Genomic DNA, 23,317 nt, shown 5'->3' with positions numbered 1-23,317 from the left:
AAGCTTCAGATTGTAAGGAATCGTACCCCAAACCGACACAGGTGGTCGGGTAGAGAATACCAAGGCGCTTGAGAGAACTCGGGTGAAGGAACTAGGCAAATGGTACCGTAACTTCGGGAGAAGGTACGCTCTCGACGGTGAAGTCCTTGCGGATGGAGCTATTGAGAGTCGCAGATACCAGGTGGCTGCAACTGTTTATTAAAAACACAGCACTGTGCAAAATCGTAAGATGACGTATACGGTGTGACGCCTGCCCGGTGCCGGAAGGTTAATTGATGGGGTTAGACTTCGGTCGAAGCTCTTGATCGAAGCCCCGGTAAACGGCGGCCGTAACTATAACGGTCCTAAGGTAGCGAAATTCCTTGTCGGGTAAGTTCCGACCTGCACGAATGGCGTAATGATGGCCACGCTGTCTCCACCCGAGACTCAGTGAAATTGAAATCGCTGTGAAGATGCAGTGTACCCGCGGCTAGACGGAAAGACCCCGTGAACCTTTACTACAGCTTGGCACTGAACATTGACCCTACATGTGTAGGATAGGTGGGAGGCTTTGAAGCACGTACGCCAGTATGTGTGGAGCCGTCCTTGAAATACCACCCTTGTAGTGTTGATGTTCTAACGTCGACCCCTAATCGGGGTTGCGGACAGTGCCTGGTGGGTAGTTTGACTGGGGCGGTCTCCTCCCAAAGAGTAACGGAGGAGCACGAAGGTGGGCTAATCACGGTTGGACATCGTGAGGTTAGTGCAATGGCATAAGCCCGCTTGACTGCGAGAATGACAATTCGAGCAGGTGCGAAAGCAGGTCATAGTGATCCGGTGGTTCTGAATGGAAGGGCCATCGCTCAACGGATAAAAGGTACTCCGGGGATAACAGGCTGATACCGCCCAAGAGTTCATATCGACGGCGGTGTTTGGCACCTCGATGTCGGCTCATCACATCCTGGGGCTGAAGTCGGTCCCAAGGGTATGGCTGTTCGCCATTTAAAGTGGTACGCGAGCTGGGTTTAGAACGTCGTGAGACAGTTCGGTCCCTATCTGCCGTGGGCGTTGGAAGATTGAAGGGGGCTGCTCCTAGTACGAGAGGACCGGAGTGGACGAACCTCTGGTGTTCGGGTTGTGTCGCCAGACGCATTGCCCGGTAGCTAAGTTCGGAATCGATAACCGCTGAAAGCATCTAAGCGGGAAGCGAGCCCTGAGATGAGTCTTCCCTGATACTTTAAGTATCCTAAAGGGTTGTCGGGACTACGACGTTGATAGGTCAGGTGTGTAAGTGCTGTGAGGCATTGAGCTAACTGATACTAATTGCCCGTGAGGCTTAACCATACAACACCCAAGGGGTTTTGATGGACTCGAAGCAAGAACAGAATTGAATGTGTAGAGAACACAAAAACAGCTTTCCGAATTAAAGAATTTGCTTGGCGACCATAGCGTTTTGGACCCACCTGACTCCATTCCGAACTCAGAAGTGAAACGAAATAGCGCCGATGGTAGTGTGGGGTTTCCCCATGTGAGAGTAGGACATCGCCAGGCTTTAATTTGCACTTGCTTAAGATTTAAGCAAGTCACCATAAGGTTCTAATCTTTTTTAGAATTTTATGTTGACTTTCAAAGTGGAAAGCGTATTATACGCACCTCGCTTGAGTGCTAAGGCACTGAAAGCCAAGCTCTTTAACAATATAGACCTATCAATCTGTGTGGGCACTCGTTGATGATAATCCAATTCGATACTTCGGTATCAAATTAGGTTTCAATGAAACGAAGTGACCATTGAATCTTCGGATTCAGCACAGTCAATTCAAACATTACTTTATGTAATGTTCAGTATTCATTGAGCCGAACAAAATCTTAAATTGAAGAGTTTGATCATGGCTCAGATTGAACGCTGGCGGCAGGCCTAACACATGCAAGTCGAGCGGAAACGAGTTATCTGAACCTTCGGGGAACGATAACGGCGTCGAGCGGCGGACGGGTGAGTAATGCCTAGGAAATTGCCCTGATGTGGGGGATAACCATTGGAAACGATGGCTAATACCGCATGATGCCTACGGGCCAAAGAGGGGACCTTCGGGCCTCTCGCGTCAGGATATGCCTAGGTGGGATTAGCTAGTTGGTGAGGTAAGGGCTCACCAAGGCGACGATCCCTAGCTGGTCTGAGAGGATGATCAGCCACACTGGAACTGAGACACGGTCCAGACTCCTACGGGAGGCAGCAGTGGGGAATATTGCACAATGGGCGCAAGCCTGATGCAGCCATGCCGCGTGTGTGAAGAAGGCCTTCGGGTTGTAAAGCACTTTCAGTCGTGAGGAAGGTGGTAGTGTTAATAGCACTATCATTTGACGTTAGCGACAGAAGAAGCACCGGCTAACTCCGTGCCAGCAGCCGCGGTAATACGGAGGGTGCGAGCGTTAATCGGAATTACTGGGCGTAAAGCGCATGCAGGTGGTTTGTTAAGTCAGATGTGAAAGCCCGGGGCTCAACCTCGGAATTGCATTTGAAACTGGCAGACTAGAGTACTGTAGAGGGGGGTAGAATTTCAGGTGTAGCGGTGAAATGCGTAGAGATCTGAAGGAATACCGGTGGCGAAGGCGGCCCCCTGGACAGATACTGACACTCAGATGCGAAAGCGTGGGGAGCAAACAGGATTAGATACCCTGGTAGTCCACGCCGTAAACGATGTCTACTTGGAGGTTGTGGCCTTGAGCCGTGGCTTTCGGAGCTAACGCGTTAAGTAGACCGCCTGGGGAGTACGGTCGCAAGATTAAAACTCAAATGAATTGACGGGGGCCCGCACAAGCGGTGGAGCATGTGGTTTAATTCGATGCAACGCGAAGAACCTTACCTACTCTTGACATCCAGAGAACTTTCCAGAGATGGATTGGTGCCTTCGGGAACTCTGAGACAGGTGCTGCATGGCTGTCGTCAGCTCGTGTTGTGAAATGTTGGGTTAAGTCCCGCAACGAGCGCAACCCTTATCCTTGTTTGCCAGCGAGTAATGTCGGGAACTCCAGGGAGACTGCCGGTGATAAACCGAGGAAGGTGGGGACGACGTCAAGTCATCATGGCCCTTACGAGTAGGGCTACACACGTGCTACAATGGCGCATACAGAGGGCAGCCAACTTGCGAAAGTGAGCGAATCCCAAAAAGTGCGTCGTAGTCCGGATTGGAGTCTGCAACTCGACTCCATGAAGTCGGAATCGCTAGTAATCGTGGATCAGAATGCCACGGTGAATACGTTCCCGGGCCTTGTACACACCGCCCGTCACACCATGGGAGTGGGCTGCAAAAGAAGTAGGTAGTTTAACCTTCGGGGGGACGCTTACCACTTTGTGGTTCATGACTGGGGTGAAGTCGTAACAAGGTAGCGCTAGGGGAACCTGGCGCTGGATCACCTCCTTAAACGATGATTACTCACGATGAGTGTCCACACAGATTGATACGGTTTATGTAAAAGAGACGATACTGGGTCTGTAGCTCAGGTGGTTAGAGCGTTCGCCTGATAAGCGAGAGGTCGGTGGTTCGAGTCCACTCAGACCCACCAATTCCTTTTAGGGAGTTGGCATACAGTATCGACACCTTGATGGGGCTATAGCTCAGCTGGGAGAGCGCCTGCCTTGCACGCAGGAGGTCTGCGGTTCGATCCCGCATAGCTCCACCATCTTTAAGCGCATTCGATGAGTGCTTTTAAAAATGGTTACTTCATTAGAAGTGATTAGCTCTTTAACAATTTGGAAAGCTGACAAAACAACAATTTATTGTTGTTTGTAAAGTTCTCAATGTTTGTCTTTAAGACAAACACCAAAATAACACATTCAAGTGTTCTTGGAATTTGAGTCCGGCAAAATCGAGTCTGCATCATGTATAAAAATTGCAGACAACTTTGGTGACTTGTTCATCAGCTCGAAACTCCTTCGGGTTGTATGGTTAAGTGACTAAGCGTACACGGTGGATGCCTTGGCAGTCAGAGGCGATGAAAGACGTAGTAACTTGCGATAAGCCCAGATTAGGTAGTAACAACCATTTGAGTCTGGGATTTCTGAATGGGGAAACCCACTTACATAAGTAAGTATCGTTATGTGAATACATAGCATAACGAGGCGAACCGGGGGAACTGAAACATCTAAGTACCCCGAGGAAAAGAAATCAACCGAGATTCCGAAAGTAGCGGCGAGCGAAATTGGACTAGCCCTTAAGCTTTACACGCGTTAGACGAACGGTCTGGAAAGTCCGACGATACAGGGTGATAGTCCCGTAGTTGACGACGTGTGTTCAGTGAAATCGAGTAGGGCGGGACACGTGATATCCTGTCTGAATATGGGGGACCATCCTCCAAGGCTAAATACTACTGACTGACCGATAGTGAACCAGTACCGTGAGGGAAAGGCGAAAAGAACCCCTGTGAGGGGAGTGAAATAGAACCTGAAACCGTGTACGTACAAGCAGTAGGAGCAGGCTTTGTCCTGTGACTGCGTACCTTTTGTATAATGGGTCAGCGACTTATATTCAGTGGCAAGGTTAACCATCTAGGGGAGCCGTAGGGAAACCGAGTCTTAACTGGGCGTTCAGTCTCTGGATATAGACCCGAAACCAGGTGATCTAGCCATGGGCAGGTTGAAGGTTGAGTAACATCAACTGGAGGACCGAACCGACTAATGTTGAAAAATTAGCGGATGACTTGTGGCTAGGGGTGAAAGGCCAATCAAACCTGGAGATAGCTGGTTCTCCCCGAAAGCTATTTAGGTAGCGCCTCGGACGAATACTACTGGGGGTAGAGCACTGTTAAGGCTAGGGGGTCATCCCGACTTACCAACCCTTTGCAAACTCCGAATACCAGTAAGTACTATCCGGGAGACACACGGCGGGTGCTAACGTCCGTCGTGGAGAGGGAAACAACCCAGACCGCCAGCTAAGGTCCCAAATTACTACTAAGTGGGAAACGATGTGGGAAGGCTCAGACAGCCAGGATGTTGGCTTAGAAGCAGCCATCATTTAAAGAAAGCGTAATAGCTCACTGGTCGAGTCGGCCTGCGCGGAAGATGTAACGGGGCTAAGTAGTAAACCGAAGCTGCGGCAATATACTTTTGTATATTGGGTAGGGGAGCGTTCTGTAAGCGGTTGAAGGTGTGTGGTAACGCATGCTGGACGTATCAGAAGTGCGAATGCTGACATGAGTAACGATAAAGGGGGTGAAAAACCTCCTCGCCGGAAGACCAAGGGTTCCTGTCCAACGTTAATCGGGGCAGGGTAAGTCGACCCCTAAGGCGAGGCCGAAAGGCGTAGTCGATGGGAAACGGGTTAATATTCCCGTACTTCTTACAATTGCGATGGGGGGACGGAGAAGGCTAGGTGGGCCTGGCGACGGTTGTCCAGGTTCAAGTGCGTAGGCTTGAGAGTTAGGTAAATCCGGCTCTCTTTAAGGCTGAGACACGACGTCGAGCATCTACGGATGTGAAGTCATTGATGCCATGCTTCCAGGAAAAGCCTCTAAGCTTCAGATTGTAAGGAATCGTACCCCAAACCGACACAGGTGGTCGGGTAGAGAATACCAAGGCGCTTGAGAGAACTCGGGTGAAGGAACTAGGCAAAATGGTACCGTAACTTCGGGAGAAGGTACGCTCTCGACGGTGAAGTCCCTTGCGGATGGAGCTATTGAGAGTCGCAGATACCAGGTGGCTGCAACTGTTTATTAAAAACACAGCACTGTGCAAAATCGTAAGATGACGTATACGGTGTGACGCCTGCCCGGTGCCGGAAGGTTAATTGATGGGGTTAGACTTCGGTCGAAGCTCTTGATCGAAGCCCCGGTAAACGGCGGCCGTAACTATAACGGTCCTAAGGTAGCGAAATTCCTTGTCGGGTAAGTTCCGACCTGCACGAATGGCGTAATGATGGCCACGCTGTCTCCACCCGAGACTCAGTGAAATTGAAATCGCTGTGAAGATGCAGTGTACCCGCGGCTAGACGGAAAGACCCCGTGAACCTTTACTACAGCTTGGCACTGAACATTGACCCTACATGTGTAGGATAGGTGGGAGGCTTTGAAGCACGTACGCCAGTATGTGTGGAGCCGTCCTTGAAATACCACCCTTGTAGTGTTGATGTTCTAACGTCGACCCCTAATCGGGGTTGCGGACAGTGCCTGGTGGGTAGTTTGACTGGGGCGGTCTCCTCCCAAAGAGTAACGGAGGAGCACGAAGGTGGGCTAATCACGGTTGGACATCGTGAGGTTAGTGCAATGGCATAAGCCCGCTTGACTGCGAGAATGACAATTCGAGCAGGTGCGAAAGCAGGTCATAGTGATCCGGTGGTTCTGAATGGAAGGGCCATCGCTCAACGGATAAAAGGTACTCCGGGGATAACAGGCTGATACCGCCCAAGAGTTCATATCGACGGCGGTGTTTGGCACCTCGATGTCGGCTCATCACATCCTGGGGCTGAAGTCGGTCCCAAGGGTATGGCTGTTCGCCATTTAAAGTGGTACGCGAGCTGGGTTTAGAACGTCGTGAGACAGTTCGGTCCCTATCTGCCGTGGGCGTTGGAAGATTGAAGGGGGCTGCTCCTAGTACGAGAGGACCGGAGTGGACGAACCTCTGGTGTTCGGGTTGTGTCGCCAGACGCATTGCCCGGTAGCTAAGTTCGGAATCGATAACCGCTGAAAGCATCTAAGCGGGAAGCGAGCCCTGAGATGAGTCTTCCCTGATACTTTAAGTATCCTAAAGGGTTGTCGGAGACTACGACGTTGATAGGTCAGGTGTGTAAGTGCTGTGAGGCATTGAGCTAACTGATACTAATTGCCCGTGAGGCTTAACCATACAACACCCAAGGGGTTTTGATGGACTCGAAGCAAGAACAGAATTGAATGTGTAGAGAACACAAAAACAGCTTTCCGAATTAAAGAATTTGCTTGGCGACCATAGCGTTTTGGACCCACCTGACTCCATTCCGAACTCAGAAGTGAAACGAAATAGCGCCGATGGTAGTGTGGGGTTTCCCCATGTGAGAGTAGGACATCGCCAGGCTTTAATTTGCACTTGCTTAAGATTTAAGCAAGTCACCATAAGGTTCTAATCTTTTTTAGAATTTTATGTTGACTTTCAAAGTGGAAAGCGTATTATACGCACCTCGCTTGAGTGCTAAGGCACTGAAAGCCAAGCTCTTTAACAATATAGACCTATCAATCTGTGTGGGCACTCGTTGATGATAATCCAATTCGATACTTCGGTATCAAATTAGGTTTCAATGAAACGAAGTGACCATTGAATCTTCGGATTCAGCACAGTCAATTCAAACATTACTTTATGTAATGTTCAGTATTCATTGAGCCGAACAAAATCTTAAATTGAAGAGTTTGATCATGGCTCAGATTGAACGCTGGCGGCAGGCCTAACACATGCAAGTCGAGCGGAAACGAGTTATCTGAACCTTCGGGGAACGATAACGGCGTCGAGCGGCGGACGGGTGAGTAATGCCTAGGAAATTGCCCTGATGTGGGGGATAACCATTGGAAACGATGGCTAATACCGCATGATGCCTACGGGCCAAAGAGGGGGACCTTCGGGCCTCTCGCGTCAGGATATGCCTAGGTGGGATTAGCTAGTTGGTGAGGTAAGGGCTCACCAAGGCGACGATCCCTAGCTGGTCTGAGAGGATGATCAGCCACACTGGAACTGAGACACGGTCCAGACTCCTACGGGAGGCAGCAGTGGGGAATATTGCACAATGGGCGCAAGCCTGATGCAGCCATGCCGCGTGTGTGAAGAAGGCCTTCGGGTTGTAAAGCACTTTCAGTCGTGAGGAAGGTGGTAGTGTTAATAGCACTATCATTTGACGTTAGCGACAGAAGAAGCACCGGCTAACTCCGTGCCAGCAGCCGCGGTAATACGGAGGGTGCGAGCGTTAATCGGAATTACTGGGCGTAAAGCGCATGCAGGTGGTTTGTTAAGTCAGATGTGAAAGCCCGGGGCTCAACCTCGGAATTGCATTTGAAACTGGCAGACTAGAGTACTGTAGAGGGGGGTAGAATTTCAGGTGTAGCGGTGAAATGCGTAGAGATCTGAAGGAATACCGGTGGCGAAGGCGGCCCCCTGGACAGATACTGACACTCAGATGCGAAAGCGTGGGGAGCAAACAGGATTAGATACCCTGGTAGTCCACGCCGTAAACGATGTCTACTTGGAGGTTGTGGCCTTGAGCCGTGGCTTTCGGAGCTAACGCGTTAAGTAGACCGCCTGGGGAGTACGGTCGCAAGATTAAAACTCAAATGAATTGACGGGGGCCCGCACAAGCGGTGGAGCATGTGGTTTAATTCGATGCAACGCGAAGAACCTTACCTACTCTTGACATCCAGAGAACTTTCCAGAGATGGATTGGTGCCTTCGGGAACTCTGAGACAGGTGCTGCATGGCTGTCGTCAGCTCGTGTTGTGAAATGTTGGGTTAAGTCCCGCAACGAGCGCAACCCTTATCCTTGTTTGCCAGCGAGTAATGTCGGGAACTCCAGGGAGACTGCCGGTGATAAACCGGAGGAAGGTGGGGACGACGTCAAGTCATCATGGCCCTTACGAGTAGGGCTACACACGTGCTACAATGGCGCATACAGAGGGCAGCCAACTTGCGAAAGTGAGCGAATCCCAAAAAGTGCGTCGTAGTCCGGATTGGAGTCTGCAACTCGACTCCATGAAGTCGGAATCGCTAGTAATCGTGGATCAGAATGCCACGGTGAATACGTTCCCGGGCCTTGTACACACCGCCCGTCACACCATGGGAGTGGGCTGCAAAAGAAGTAGGTAGTTTAACCTTCGGGGGGACGCTTACCACTTTGTGGTTCATGACTGGGGTGAAGTCGTAACAAGGTAGCGCTAGGGGAACCTGGCGCTGGATCACCTCCTTAAACGATGATTACTCACGATGAGTGTCCACACAGATTGATACGGTTTATGTAAAAGAGACGATACTGGGTCTGTAGCTCAGGTGGTTAGAGCGTTCGCCTGATAAGCGAGAGGTCGGTGGTTCGAGTCCACTCAGACCCACCAATTCCTTTTAGGGAGTTGGCATACAGTATCGACACCTTGATGGGGCTATAGCTCAGCTGGGAGAGCGCCTGCCTTGCACGCAGGAGGTCTGCGGTTCGATCCCGCATAGCTCCACCATCTTTAAGCGCATTCGATGAGTGCTTTTAAAAATGGTTACTTCATTAGAAGTGATTAGCTCTTTAACAATTTGGAAAGCTGACAAAACAACAATTTATTGTTGTTTGTAAAGTTCTCAATGTTTGTCTTTAAGACAAACACCAAAATAACACATTCAAGTGTTCTTGGAATTTGAGTCCGGCAAAATCGAGTCTGCATCATGTATAAAAATTGCAGACAACTTTGGTGACTTGTTCATCAGCTCGAAACTCCTTCGGGTTGTATGGTTAAGTGACTAAGCGTACACGGTGGATGCCTTGGCAGTCAGAGGCGATGAAAGACGTAGTAACTTGCGATAAGCCCAGATTAGGTAGTAACAACCATTTGAGTCTGGGATTTCTGAATGGGGAAACCCACGTGCATAAGCACGTATCCTTACCTGAATACATAGGGTAAGGAGGCGAACCGGGGGAACTGAAACATCTAAGTACCCCGAGGAAAAGAAATCAACCGAGATTCCGAAAGTAGCGGCGAGCGAAATTGGACTAGCCCTTAAGCTTTACACGCGTTAGACGAACGGTCTGGAAAGTCCGACGATACAGGGTGATAGTCCCGTAGTTGACGACGTGTGTTCAGTGAAATCGAGTAGGGCGGGACACGTGATATCCTGTCTGAATATGGGGGGACCATCCTCCAAGGCTAAATACTACTGACTGACCGATAGTGAACCAGTACCGTGAGGGAAAGGCGAAAAGAACCCCTGTGAGGGGAGTGAAATAGAACCTGAAACCGTGTACGTACAAGCAGTAGGAGCAGGCTTTGTCCTGTGACTGCGTACCTTTTGTATAATGGGTCAGCGACTTATATTCAGTGGCAAGGTTAACCATCTAGGGGAGCCGTAGGGAAACCGAGTCTTAACTGGGCGTTCAGTCTCTGGATATAGACCCGAAACCAGGTGATCTAGCCATGGGCAGGTTGAAGGTTGAGTAACATCAACTGGAGGACCGAACCGACTAATGTTGAAAAATTAGCGGATGACTTGTGGCTAGGGGTGAAAGGCCAATCAAACTGGAGATAGCTGGTTCTCCCCGAAAGCTATTTAGGTAGCGCCTCGGACGAATACTACTGGGGTAGAGCACTGTTAAGGCTAGGGGGTCATCCCGACTTACCAACCCTTTGCAAACTCCGAATACCAGTAAGTACTATCCGGGAGACACACGGCGGGTGCTAACGTCCGTCGTGGAGAGGGAAACAACCCAGACCGCCAGCTAAGGTCCCAAATTACTACTAAGTGGGAAACGATGTGGGAAGGCTCAGACAGCCAGGATGTTGGCTTAGAAGCAGCCATCATTTAAAGAAAGCGTAATAGCTCACTGGTCGAGTCGGCCTGCGCGGAAGATGTAACGGGGCTAAGTAGTAAACCGAAGCTGCGGCAATATACTTTTGTATATTGGGTAGGGGAGCGTTCTGTAAGCGGTTGAAGGTGTGTGGTAACGCATGCTGGACGTATCAGAAGTGCGAATGCTGACATGAGTAACGATAAAGGGGGTGAAAAACCTCCTCGCCGGAAGACCAAGGGTTCCTGTCCAACGTTAATCGGGGCAGGGTAAGTCGACCCCTAAGGCGAGGCCGAAAGGCGTAGTCGATGGGAAACGGGTTAATATTCCCGTACTTCTTACAATTGCGATGGGGGACGGAGAAGGCTAGGTGGGCCTGGCGACGGTTGTCCAGGTTCAAGTGCGTAGGCTTGAGAGTTAGGTAAATCCGGCTCTCTTTAAGGCTGAGACACGACGTCGAGCATCTACGGATGTGAAGTCATTGATGCCATGCTTCCAGGAAAAGCCTCTAAGCTTCAGATTGTAAGGAATCGTACCCCAAACCGACACAGGTGGTCGGGTAGAGAATACCAAGGCGCTTGAGAGAACTCGGGTGAAGGAACTAGGCAAAATGGTACCGTAACTTCGGGAGAAGGTACGCTCTCGACGGTGAAGTCCCTTGCGGATGGAGCTATTGAGAGTCGCAGATACCAGGTGGCTGCAACTGTTTATTAAAAACACAGCACTGTGCAAAATCGTAAGATGACGTATACGGTGTGACGCCTGCCCGGTGCCGGAAGGTTAATTGATGGGGTTAGACTTCGGTCGAAGCTCTTGATCGAAGCCCCGGTAAACGGCGGCCGTAACTATAACGGTCCTAAGGTAGCGAAATTCCTTGTCGGGTAAGTTCCGACCTGCACGAATGGCGTAATGATGGCCACGCTGTCTCCACCCGAGACTCAGTGAAATTGAAATCGCTGTGAAGATGCAGTGTACCCGCGGCTAGACGGAAAGACCCCGTGAACCTTTACTACAGCTTGGCACTGAACATTGACCCTACATGTGTAGGATAGGTGGGAGGCTTTGAAGCACGTACGCCAGTATGTGTGGAGCCGTCCTTGAAATACCACCCTTGTAGTGTTGATGTTCTAACGTCGACCCCTAATCGGGGTTGCGGACAGTGCCTGGTGGGTAGTTTGACTGGGGCGGTCTCCTCCCAAAGAGTAACGGAGGAGCACGAAGGTGGGCTAATCACGGTTGGACATCGTGAGGTTAGTGCAATGGCATAAGCCCGCTTGACTGCGAGAATGACAATTCGAGCAGGTGCGAAAGCAGGTCATAGTGATCCGGTGGTTCTGAATGGAAGGGCCATCGCTCAACGGATAAAAGGTACTCCGGGGATAACAGGCTGATACCGCCCAAGAGTTCATATCGACGGCGGTGTTTGGCACCTCGATGTCGGCTCATCACATCCTGGGGCTGAAGTCGGTCCCAAGGGTATGGCTGTTCGCCATTTAAAGTGGTACGCGAGCTGGGTTTAGAACGTCGTGAGACAGTTCGGTCCCTATCTGCCGTGGGCGTTGGAAGATTGAAGGGGGCTGCTCCTAGTACGAGAGGACCGGAGTGGACGAACCTCTGGTGTTCGGGTTGTGTCGCCAGACGCATTGCCCGGTAGCTAAGTTCGGAATCGATAACCGCTGAAAGCATCTAAGCGGGAAGCGAGCCCTGAGATGAGTCTTCCCTGATACTTTAAGTATCCTAAAGGGTTGTCGGAGACTACGACGTTGATAGGTCAGGTGTGTAAGTGCTGTGAGGCATTGAGCTAACTGATACTAATTGCCCGTGAGGCTTAACCATACAACACCCAAGGGGTTTTGATGGACTCGAAGCAAGAACAGAATTGAATGTGTAGAGAACACAAAAACAGCTTTCCGAATTAAAGAATTTGCTTGGCGACCATAGCGTTTTGGACCCACCTGACTCCATTCCGAACTCAGAAGTGAAACGAAATAGCGCCGATGGTAGTGTGGGGTTTCCCCATGTGAGAGTAGGACATCGCCAGGCTTTAATTTGCACTTGCTTAAGATTTAAGCAAGTCACCATAAGGTTCTAATCTTTTTTAGAATTTTATGTTGACTTTCAAAGTGGAAAGCGTATTATACGCACCTCGCTTGAGTGCTAAGGCACTGAAAGCCAAGCTCTTTAACAATATAGACCTATCAATCTGTGTGGGCACTCGTTGATGATAATCCAATTCGATACTTCGGTATCAAATTAGGTTTCAATGAAACGAAGTGACCATTGAATCTTCGGATTCAGCACAGTCAATTCAAACATTACTTTATGTAATGTTCAGTATTCATTGAGCCGAACAAAATCTTAAATTGAAGAGTTTGATCATGGCTCAGATTGAACGCTGGCGGCAGGCCTAACACATGCAAGTCGAGCGGAAACGAGTTATCTGAACCTTCGGGGAACGATAACGGCGTCGAGCGGCGGACGGGTGAGTAATGCCTAGGAAATTGCCCTGATGTGGGGGATAACCATTGGAAACGATGGCTAATACCGCATGATGCCTACGGGCCAAAGAGGGGGACCTTCGGGCCTCTCGCGTCAGGATATGCCTAGGTGGGATTAGCTAGTTGGTGAGGTAAGGGCTCACCAAGGCGACGATCCCTAGCTGGTCTGAGAGGATGATCAGCCACACTGGAACTGAGACACGGTCCAGACTCCTACGGGAGGCAGCAGTGGGGAATATTGCACAATGGGCGCAAGCCTGATGCAGCCATGCCGCGTGTGTGAAGAAGGCCTTCGGGTTGTAAAGCACTTTCAGTCGTGAGGAAGGTGGTAGTGTTAATAGCACTATCATTTGACGTTAGCGACAGAAGAAGCACCGGCTAACTCCGTGCCAGCAGCCGCGGTAATACGGAGGGTGCGAGCGTTAATCGGAATTACTGGGCGTAAAGCGCATGCAGGTGGTTTGTTAAGTCAGATGTGAAAGCCCGGGGCTCAACCTCGGAATTGCATTTGAAACTGGCAGACTAGAGTACTGTAGAGGGGGGTAGAATTTCAGGTGTAGCGGTGAAATGCGTAGAGATCTGAAGGAATACCGGTGGCGAAGGCGGCCCCCTGGACAGATACTGACACTCAGATGCGAAAGCGTGGGGAGCAAACAGGATTAGATACCCTGGTAGTCCACGCCGTAAACGATGTCTACTTGGAGGTTGTGGCCTTGAGCCGTGGCTTTCGGAGCTAACGCGTTAAGTAGACCGCCTGGGGAGTACGGTCGCAAGATTAAAACTCAAATGAATTGACGGGGGCCCGCACAAGCGGTGGAGCATGTGGTTTAATTCGATGCAACGCGAAGAACCTTACCTACTCTTGACATCCAGAGAACTTTCCAGAGATGGATTGGTGCCTTCGGGAACTCTGAGACAGGTGCTGCATGGCTGTCGTCAGCTCGTGTTGTGAAATGTTGGGTTAAGTCCCGCAACGAGCGCAACCCTTATCCTTGTTTGCCAGCGAGTAATGTCGGGAACTCCAGGGAGACTGCCGGTGATAAACCGGAGGAAGGTGGGGACGACGTCAAGTCATCATGGCCCTTACGAGTAGGGCTACACACGTGCTACAATGGCGCATACAGAGGGCAGCCAACTTGCGAAAGTGAGCGAATCCCAAAAAGTGCGTCGTAGTCCGGATTGGAGTCTGCAACTCGACTCCATGAAGTCGGAATCGCTAGTAATCGTGGATCAGAATGCCACGGTGAATACGTTCCCGGGCCTTGTACACACCGCCCGTCACACCATGGGAGTGGGCTGCAAAAGAAGTAGGTAGTTTAACCTTCGGGGGGACGCTTACCACTTTGTGGTTCATGACTGGGGTGAAGTCGTAACAAGGTAGCGCTAGGGGAACCTGGCGCTGGATCACCTCCTTAAACGATGATTACTCACGATGAGTGTCCACACAGATTGATACGGTTTATGTAAAAGAGACGATACTGGGTCTGTAGCTCAGGTGGTTAGAGCGTTCGCCTGATAAGCGAGAGGTCGGTGGTTCGAGTCCACTCAGACCCACCAATTCCTTTTAGGGAGTTGGCATACAGTATCGACACCTTGATGGGGCTATAGCTCAGCTGGGAGAGCGCCTGCCTTGCACGCAGGAGGTCTGCGGTTCGATCCCGCATAGCTCCACCATCTTTAAGCGCATTCGATGAGTGCTTTTAAAAATGGTTACTTCATTAGAAGTGATTAGCTCTTTAACAATTTGGAAAGCTGACAAAACAACAATTTATTGTTGTTTGTAAAGTTCTCAATGTTTGTCTTTAAGACAAACACCAAAATAACACATTCAAGTGTTCTTGGAATTTGAGTCCGGCAAAATCGAGTCTGCATCATGTATAAAAATTGCAGACAACTTTGGTGACTTGTTCATCAGCTCGAAACTCCTTCGGGTTGTATGGTTAAGTGACTAAGCGTACACGGTGGATGCCTTGGCAGTCAGAGGCGATGAAAGACGTAGTAACTTGCGATAAGCCCAGATTAGGTAGTAACAACCATTTGAGTCTGGGATTTCTGAATGGGGAAACCCACTTACATAAGTAAGTATCGTTATGTGAATACATAGCATAACGAGGCGAACCGGGGGAACTGAAACATCTAAGTACCCCGAGGAAAAGAAATCAACCGAGATTCCGAAAGTAGCGGCGAGCGAAATTGGACTAGCCCTTAAGCTTTACACGCGTTAGACGAACGGTCTGGAAAGTCCGACGATACAGGGTGATAGTCCCGTAGTTGACGACGTGTGTTCAGTGAAATCGAGTAGGGCGGGACACGTGATATCCTGTCTGAATATGGGGGGACCATCCTCCAAGGCTAAATACTACTGACTGACCGATAGTGAACCAGTACCGTGAGGGAAAGGCGAAAAGAACCCCTGTGAGGGGAGTGAAATAGAACCTGAAACCGTGTACGTACAAGCAGTAGGAGCAGGCTTTGTCCTGTGACTGCGTACCTTTTGTATAATGGGTCAGCGACTTATATTCAGTGGCAAGGTTAACCATCTAGGGGAGCCGTAGGGAAACCGAGTCTTAACTGGGCGTTCAGTCTCTGGATATAGACCCGAAACCAGGTGATCTAGCCATGGGCAGGTTGAAGGTTGAGTAACATCAACTGGAGGACCGAACCGACTAATGTTGAAAAATTAGCGGATGACTTGTGGCTAGGGGTGAAAGGCCAATCAAACCTGGAGATAGCTGGTTCTCCCCGAAAGCTATTTAGGTAGCGCCTCGGACGAATACTACTGGGGGTAGAGCACTGTTAAGGCTAGGGGGTCATCCCGACTTACCAACCCTTTGCAAACTCCGAATACCAGTAAGTACTATCCGGGAGACACACGGCGGGTGCTAACGTCCGTCGTGGAGAGGGAAACAACCCAGACCGCCAGCTAAGGTCCCAAATTACTACTAAGTGGGAAACGATGTGGGAAGGCTCAGACAGCCAGGATGTTGGCTTAGAAGCAGCCATCATTTAAAGAAAGCGTAATAGCTCACTGGTCGAGTCGGCCTGCGCGGAAGATGTAACGGGGCTAAGTAGTAAACCGAAGCTGCGGCAATATACTTTTGTATATTGGGTAGGGGAGCGTTCTGTAAGCGGTTGAAGGTGTGTGGTAACGCATGCTGGACGTATCAGAAGTGCGAATGCTGACATGAGTAACGATAAAGGGGGTGAAAAACCTCCTCGCCGGAAGACCAAGGGTTCCTGTCCAACGTTAATCGGGGCAGGGTAAGTCGACCCCTAAGGCGAGGCCGAAAGGCGTAGTCGATGGGAAACGGGTTAATATTCCCGTACTTCTTACAATTGCGATGGGGGGACGGAGAAGGCTAGGTGGGCCTGGCGACGGTTGTCCAGGTTCAAGTGCGTAGGCTTGAGAGTTAGGTAAATCCGGCTCTCTTTAAGGCTGAGACACGACGTCGAGCATCTACGGATGTGAAGTCATTGATGCCATGCTTCCAGGAAAAGCCTCTAAGCTTCAGATTGTAAGGAATCGTACCCCAAACCGACACAGGTGGTCGGGTAGAGAATACCAAGGCGCTTGAGAGAACTCGGGTGAAGGAACTAGGCAAAATGGTACCGTAACTTCGGGAGAAGGTACGCTCTCGACGGTGAAGTCCCTTGCGGATGGAGCTATTGAGAGTCGCAGATACCAGGTGGCTGCAACTGTTTATTAAAAACACAGCACTGTGCAAAATCGTAAGATGACGTATACGGTGTGACGCCTGCCCGGTGCCGGAAGGTTAATTGATGGGGTTAGACTTCGGTCGAAGCTCTTGATCGAAGCCCCGGTAAACGGCGGCCGTAACTATAACGGTCCTAAGGTAGCGAAATTCCTTGTCGGGTAAGTTCCGACCTGCACGAATGGCGTAATGATGGCCACGCTGTCTCCACCCGAGACTCAGTGAAATTGAAATCGCTGTGAAGATGCAGTGTACCCGCGGCTAGACGGAAAGACCCCGTGAACCTTTACTACAGCTTGGCACTGAACATTGACCCTACATGTGTAGGATAGGTGGGAGGCTTTGAAGCACGTACGCCAGTATGTGTGGAGCCGTCCTTGAAATACCACCCTTGTAGTGTTGATGTTCTAACGTCGACCCCTAATCGGGGTTGCGGACAGTGCCTGGTGGGTAGTTTGACTGGGGCGGTCTCCTCCCAAAGAGTAACGGAGGAGCACGAAGGTGGGCTAATCACGGTTGGACATCGTGAGGTTAGTGCAATGGCATAAGCCCGCTTGACTGCGAGAATGACAATTCGAGCAGGTGCGAAAGCAGGTCATAGTGATCCGGTGGTTCTGAATGGAAGGGCCATCGCTCAACGGATAAAAGGTACTCCGGGGATAACAGGCTGATACCGCCCAAGAGTTCATATCGACGGCGGTGTTTGGCACCTCGATGTCGGCTCATCACATCCTGGGGCTGAAGTCGGTCCCAAGGGTATGGCTGTTCGCCATTTAAAGTGGTACGCGAGCTGGGTTTAGAACGTCGTGAGACAGTTCGGTCCCTATCTGCCGTGGGCGTTGGAAGATTGAAGGGGGCTGCTCCTAGTACGAGAGGACCGGAGTGGACGAACCTCTGGTGTTCGGGTTGTGTCGCCAGACGCATTGCCCGGTAGCTAAGTTCGGAATCGATAACCGCTGAAAGCATCTAAGCGGGAAGCGAGCCCTGAGATGAGTCTTCCCTGATACTTTAAGTATCCTAAAGGGTTGTCGGAGACTACGACGTTGATAGGTCAGGTGTGTAAGTGCTGTGAGGCATTGAGCTAACTGATACTAATTGCCCGTGAGGCTTAACCATACAACACCCAAGGGGTTTTGATGGACTCGAAGCAAGAACAGAATTGAATGTGTAGAGAACACAAAAACAGCTTTCCGAATTAAAGAATTTGCTTGGCGACCATAGCGTTTTGGACCCACCTGACTCCATTCCGAACTCAGAAGTGAAACGAAATAGCGCCGATGGTAGTGTGGGGTTTCCCCATGTGAGAGTAGGACATCGCCAGGCTTTAATTTGCACTTGCTTAAGATTTAAGCAAGTCACCATAAGGTTCTAATCTTTTTTAGAATTTTATGTTGACTTTCAAAGTGGAAAGCGTATTATACGCACCTCGCTTGAGTGCTAAGGCACTGAAAGCCAAGCTCTTTAACAATATAGACCTATCAATCTGTGTGGGCACTCGTTGATGATAATCCAATTCGATACTTCGGTATCAAATTAGGTTTCAATGAAACGAAGTGACCATTGAATCTTCGGATTCAGCACAGTCAATTCAAACATTACTTTATGTAATGTTCAGTATTCATTGAGCCGAACAAAATCTTAAATTGAAGAGTTTGATCATGGCTCAGATTGAACGCTGGCGGCAGGCCTAACACATGCAAGTCGAGCGGAAACGAGTTATCTGAACCTTCGGGGAACGATAACGGCGTCGAGCGGCGGACGGGTGAGTAATGCCTAGGAAATTGCCCTGATGTGGGGGATAACCATTGGAAACGATGGCTAATACCGCATGATGCCTACGGGCCAAAGAGGGGGACCTTCGGGCCTCTCGCGTCAGGATATGCCTAGGTGGGATTAGCTAGTTGGTGAGGTAAGGGCTCACCAAGGCGACGATCCCTAGCTGGTCTGAGAGGATGATCAGCCACACTGGAACTGAGACACGGTCCAGACTCCTACGGGAGGCAGCAGTGGGGAATATTGCACAATGGGCGCAAGCCTGATGCAGCCATGCCGCGTGTGTGAAGAAGGCCTTCGGGTTGTAAAGCACTTTCAGTCGTGAGGAAGGTGGTAGTGTTAATAGCACTATCATTTGACGTTAGCGACAGAAGAAGCACCGGCTAACTCCGTGCCAGCAGCCGCGGTAATACGGAGGGTGCGAGCGTTAATCGGAATTACTGGGCGTAAAGCGCATGCAGGTGGTTTGTTAAGTCAGATGTGAAAGCCCGGGGCTCAACCTCGGAATTGCATTTGAAACTGGCAGACTAGAGTACTGTAGAGGGGGGTAGAATTTCAGGTGTAGCGGTGAAATGCGTAGAGATCTGAAGGAATACCGGTGGCGAAGGCGGCCCCCTGGACAGATACTGACACTCAGATGCGAAAGCGTGGGGAGCAAACAGGATTAGATACCCTGGTAGTCCACGCCGTAAACGATGTCTACTTGGAGGTTGTGGCCTTGAGCCGTGGCTTTCGGAGCTAACGCGTTAAGTAGACCGCCTGGGGAGTACGGTCGCAAGATTAAAACTCAAATGAATTGACGGGGGCCCGCACAAGCGGTGGAGCATGTGGTTTAATTCGATGCAACGCGAAGAACCTTACCTACTCTTGACATCCAGAGAACTTTCCAGAGATGGATTGGTGCCTTCGGGAACTCTGAGACAGGTGCTGCATGGCTGTCGTCAGCTCGTGTTGTGAAATGTTGGGTTAAGTCCCGCAACGAGCGCAACCCTTATCCTTGTTTGCCAGCGAGTAATGTCGGGAACTCCAGGGAGACTGCCGGTGATAAACCGGAGGAAGGTGGGGACGACGTCAAGTCATCATGGCCCTTACGAGTAGGGCTACACACGTGCTACAATGGCGCATACAGAGGGCAGCCAACTTGCGAAAGTGAGCGAATCCCAAAAAGTGCGTCGTAGTCCGGATTGGAGTCTGCAACTCGACTCCATGAAGTCGGAATCGCTAGTAATCGTGGATCAGAATGCCACGGTGAATACGTTCCCGGGCCTTGTACACACCGCCCGTCACACCATGGGAGTGGGCTGCAAAAGAAGTAGGTAGTTTAACCTTCGGGGGGACGCTTACCACTTTGTGGTTCATGACTGGGGTGAAGTCGTAACAAGGTAGCGCTAGGGGAACCTGGCGCTGGATCACCTCCTTAAACGATGATTACTCACGATGAGTGTCCACACAGATTGATACGGTTTATGTAAAAGAGACGATACTGGGTCTGTAGCTCAGGTGGTTAGAGCGTTCGCCTGATAAGCGAGAGGTCGGTGGTTCGAGTCCACTCAGACCCACCAATTCCTTTTAGGGAGTTGGCATACAGTATCGACACCTTGATGGGGCTATAGCTCAGCTGGGAGAGCGCCTGCCTTGCACGCAGGAGGTCTGCGGTTCGATCCCGCATAGCTCCACCATCTTTAAGCGCATTCGATGAGTGCTTTTAAAAATGGTTACTTCATTAGAAGTGATTAGCTCTTTAACAATTTGGAAAGCTGACAAAACAACAATTTATTGTTGTTTGTAAAGTTCTCAATGTTTGTCTTTAAGACAAACACCAAAATAACACATTCAAGTGTTCTTGGAATTTGAGTCCGGCAAAATCGAGTCTGCATCATGTATAAAAATTGCAGACAACTTTGGTGACTTGTTCATCAGCTCGAAACTCCTTCGGGTTGTATGGTTAAGTGACTAAGCGTACACGGTGGATGCCTTGGCAGTCAGAGGCGATGAAAGACGTAGTAACTTGCGATAAGCCCAGATTAGGTAGTAACAACCATTTGAGTCTGGGATTTCTGAATGGGGAAACCCACTTACATAAGTAAGTATCGTTATGTGAATACATAGCATAACGAGGCGAACCGGGGGAACTGAAACATCTAAGTACCCCGAGGAAAAGAAATCAACCGAGATTCCGAAAGTAGCGGCGAGCGAAATTGGACTAGCCCTTAAGCTTTACACGCGTTAGACGAACGGTCTGGAAAGTCCGACGATACAGGGTGATAGTCCCGTAGTTGACGACGTGTGTTCAGTGAAATCGAGTAGGGCGGGACACGTGATATCCTGTCTGAATATGGGGGGACCATCCTCCAAGGCTAAATACTACTGACTGACCGATAGTGAACCAGTACCGTGAGGGAAAGGCGAAAAGAACCCCTGTGAGGGGAGTGAAATAGAACCTGAAACCGTGTACGTACAAGCAGTAGGAGCAGGCTTTGTCCTGTGACTGCGTACCTTTTGTATAATGGGTCAGCGACTTATATTCAGTGGCAAGGTTAACCATCTAGGGGAGCCGTAGGGAAACCGAGTCTTAACTGGGCGTTCAGTCTCTGGATATAGACCCGAAACCAGGTGATCTAGCCATGGGCAGGTTGAAGGTTGAGTAACATCAACTGGAGGACCGAACCGACTAATGTTGAAAAATTAGCGGATGACTTGTGGCTAGGGGTGAAAGGCCAATCAAACCTGGAGATAGCTGGTTCTCCCCGAAAGCTATTTAGGTAGCGCCTCGGACGAATACTACTGGGGGTAGAGCACTGTTAAGGCTAGGGGGTCATCCCGACTTACCAACCCTTTGCAAACTCCGAATACCAGTAAGTACTATCCGGGAGACACACGGCGGGTGCTAACGTCCGTCGTGGAGAGGGAAACAACCCAGACCGCCAGCTAAGGTCCCAAATTACTACTAAGTGGGAAACGATGTGGGAAGGCTCAGACAGCCAGGATGTTGGCTTAGAAGCAGCCATCATTTAAAGAAAGCGTAATAGCTCACTGGTCGAGTCGGCCTGCGCGGAAGATGTAACGGGGCTAAGTAGTAAACCGAAGCTGCGGCAATATACTTTTGTATATTGGGTAGGGGAGCGTTCTGTAAGCGGTTGAAGGTGTGTGGTAACGCATGCTGGACGTATCAGAAGTGCGAATGCTGACATGAGTAACGATAAAGGGGGTGAAAAACCTCCTCGCCGGAAGACCAAGGGTTCCTGTCCAACGTTAATCGGGGCAGGGTAAGTCGACCCCTAAGGCGAGGCCGAAAGGCGTAGTCGATGGGAAACGGGTTAATATTCCCGTACTTCTTACAATTGCGATGGGGGGACGGAGAAGGCTAGGTGGGCCTGGCGACGGTTGTCCAGGTTCAAGTGCGTAGGCTTGAGAGTTAGGTAAATCCGGCTCTCTTTAAGGCTGAGACACGACGTCGAGCATCTACGGATGTGAAGTCATTGATGCCATGCTTCCAGGAAAAGCCTCTAAGCTTCAGATTGTAAGGAATCGTACCCCAAACCGACACAGGTGGTCGGGTAGAGAATACCAAGGCGCTTGAGAGAACTCGGGTGAAGGAACTAGGCAAAATGGTACCGTAACTTCGGGAGAAGGTACGCTCTCGACGGTGAAGTCCCTTGCGGATGGAGCTATTGAGAGTCGCAGATACCAGGTGGCTGCAACTGTTTATTAAAAACACAGCACTGTGCAAAATCGTAAGATGACGTATACGGTGTGACGCCTGCCCGGTGCCGGAAGGTTAATTGATGGGGTTAGACTTCGGTCGAAGCTCTTGATCGAAGCCCCGGTAAACGGCGGCCGTAACTATAACGGTCCTAAGGTAGCGAAATTCCTTGTCGGGTAAGTTCCGACCTGCACGAATGGCGTAATGATGGCCACGCTGTCTCCACCCGAGACTCAGTGAAATTGAAATCGCTGTGAAGATGCAGTGTACCCGCGGCTAGACGGAAAGACCCCGTGAACCTTTACTACAGCTTGGCACTGAACATTGACCCTACATGTGTAGGATAGGTGGGAGGCTTTGAAGCACGTACGCCAGTATGTGTGGAGCCGTCCTTGAAATACCACCCTTGTAGTGTTGATGTTCTAACGTCGACCCCTAATCGGGGTTGCGGACAGTGCCTGGTGGGTAGTTTGACTGGGGCGGTCTCCTCCCAAAGAGTAACGGAGGAGCACGAAGGTGGGCTAATCACGGTTGGACATCGTGAGGTTAGTGCAATGGCATAAGCCCGCTTGACTGCGAGAATGACAATTCGAGCAGGTGCGAAAGCAGGTCATAGTGATCCGGTGGTTCTGAATGGAAGGGCCATCGCTCAACGGATAAAAGGTACTCCGGGGATAACAGGCTGATACCGCCCAAGAGTTCATATCGACGGCGGTGTTTGGCACCTCGATGTCGGCTCATCACATCCTGGGGCTGAAGTCGGTCCCAAGGGTATGGCTGTTCGCCATTTAAAGTGGTACGCGAGCTGGGTTTAGAACGTCGTGAGACAGTTCGGTCCCTATCTGCCGTGGGCGTTGGAAGATTGAAGGGGGCTGCTCCTAGTACGAGAGGACCGGAGTGGACGAACCTCTGGTGTTCGGGTTGTGTCGCCAGACGCATTGCCCGGTAGCTAAGTTCGGAATCGATAACCGCTGAAAGCATCTAAGCGGGAAGCGAGCCCTGAGATGAGTCTTCCCTGATACTTTAAGTATCCTAAAGGGTTGTCGGAGACTACGACGTTGATAGGTCAGGTGTGTAAGTGCTGTGAGGCATTGAGCTAACTGATACTAATTGCCCGTGAGGCTTAACCATACAACACCCAAGGGGTTTTGATGGACTCGAAGCAAG

At 50.4% G+C, this 23,317-nt stretch carries 8 tRNA genes and 13 rRNA genes; all 21 read left to right on the top strand.

Annotation, left to right across the window (positions count from 1 at the left end):
* A 23S ribosomal RNA gene (locus DYB02_RS16830) occupies positions 1–1,323 on the top strand; the annotation flags it as partial.
* A 91-nt stretch (positions 1,324–1,414) separates the two neighbouring features.
* Positions 1,415–1,530 (top strand): 5S ribosomal RNA (gene rrf, locus DYB02_RS16825).
* Positions 1,531–1,847: 317 nt separating this feature from the next.
* Positions 1,848–3,398 (top strand): 16S ribosomal RNA (locus DYB02_RS16820).
* A 65-nt stretch (positions 3,399–3,463) separates the two neighbouring features.
* A tRNA-Ile gene (locus tag DYB02_RS16815) sits at positions 3,464–3,540 on the top strand.
* A 41-nt stretch (positions 3,541–3,581) separates the two neighbouring features.
* Positions 3,582–3,657, top strand: a tRNA-Ala gene (locus DYB02_RS16810).
* A 264-nt stretch (positions 3,658–3,921) separates the two neighbouring features.
* Positions 3,922–6,811 (top strand): 23S ribosomal RNA (locus DYB02_RS16805).
* Between the two features lie 91 nt (positions 6,812–6,902).
* A 5S ribosomal RNA gene (gene rrf / locus DYB02_RS16800) occupies positions 6,903–7,018 on the top strand.
* A 317-nt stretch (positions 7,019–7,335) separates the two neighbouring features.
* Positions 7,336–8,888, top strand: a 16S ribosomal RNA gene (locus tag DYB02_RS16795).
* A 65-nt stretch (positions 8,889–8,953) separates the two neighbouring features.
* Positions 8,954–9,030: transfer RNA gene (locus tag DYB02_RS16790), tRNA-Ile, on the top strand.
* A gap of 41 nt (positions 9,031–9,071) precedes the next feature.
* Positions 9,072–9,147 (top strand) — tRNA-Ala (locus tag DYB02_RS16785).
* 264 nt (positions 9,148–9,411) lie between these two features.
* Positions 9,412–12,299 (top strand): 23S ribosomal RNA (locus DYB02_RS16780).
* A 91-nt stretch (positions 12,300–12,390) separates the two neighbouring features.
* Positions 12,391–12,506 (top strand): 5S ribosomal RNA (gene rrf, locus DYB02_RS16775).
* Positions 12,507–12,823: 317 nt separating this feature from the next.
* Positions 12,824–14,376: ribosomal RNA gene (locus DYB02_RS16770) — 16S ribosomal RNA — on the top strand.
* 65 nt (positions 14,377–14,441) lie between these two features.
* A tRNA-Ile gene (locus DYB02_RS16765) sits at positions 14,442–14,518 on the top strand.
* 41 nt (positions 14,519–14,559) lie between these two features.
* A tRNA-Ala gene (locus DYB02_RS16760) sits at positions 14,560–14,635 on the top strand.
* A gap of 264 nt (positions 14,636–14,899) precedes the next feature.
* Positions 14,900–17,790 (top strand): 23S ribosomal RNA (locus DYB02_RS16755).
* A 91-nt stretch (positions 17,791–17,881) separates the two neighbouring features.
* Positions 17,882–17,997, top strand: a 5S ribosomal RNA gene (gene rrf, locus DYB02_RS16750).
* A 317-nt stretch (positions 17,998–18,314) separates the two neighbouring features.
* A 16S ribosomal RNA gene (locus tag DYB02_RS16745) occupies positions 18,315–19,867 on the top strand.
* 65 nt (positions 19,868–19,932) lie between these two features.
* Positions 19,933–20,009, top strand: a tRNA-Ile gene (locus DYB02_RS16740).
* A gap of 41 nt (positions 20,010–20,050) precedes the next feature.
* Positions 20,051–20,126 (top strand) — tRNA-Ala (locus tag DYB02_RS16735).
* A 264-nt stretch (positions 20,127–20,390) separates the two neighbouring features.
* Positions 20,391–23,281: ribosomal RNA gene (locus DYB02_RS16730) — 23S ribosomal RNA — on the top strand.
* Positions 23,282–23,317: the final 36 nt, after the last annotated feature.

Origin of the sequence: Vibrio parahaemolyticus, from assembly GCF_900460535.1 — a bacterium.
Taxonomy (GTDB): Bacteria; Pseudomonadota; Gammaproteobacteria; order Enterobacterales; family Vibrionaceae; genus Vibrio; species Vibrio parahaemolyticus.
This window is presented reverse-complemented; position numbering and strand designations above follow the sequence as displayed.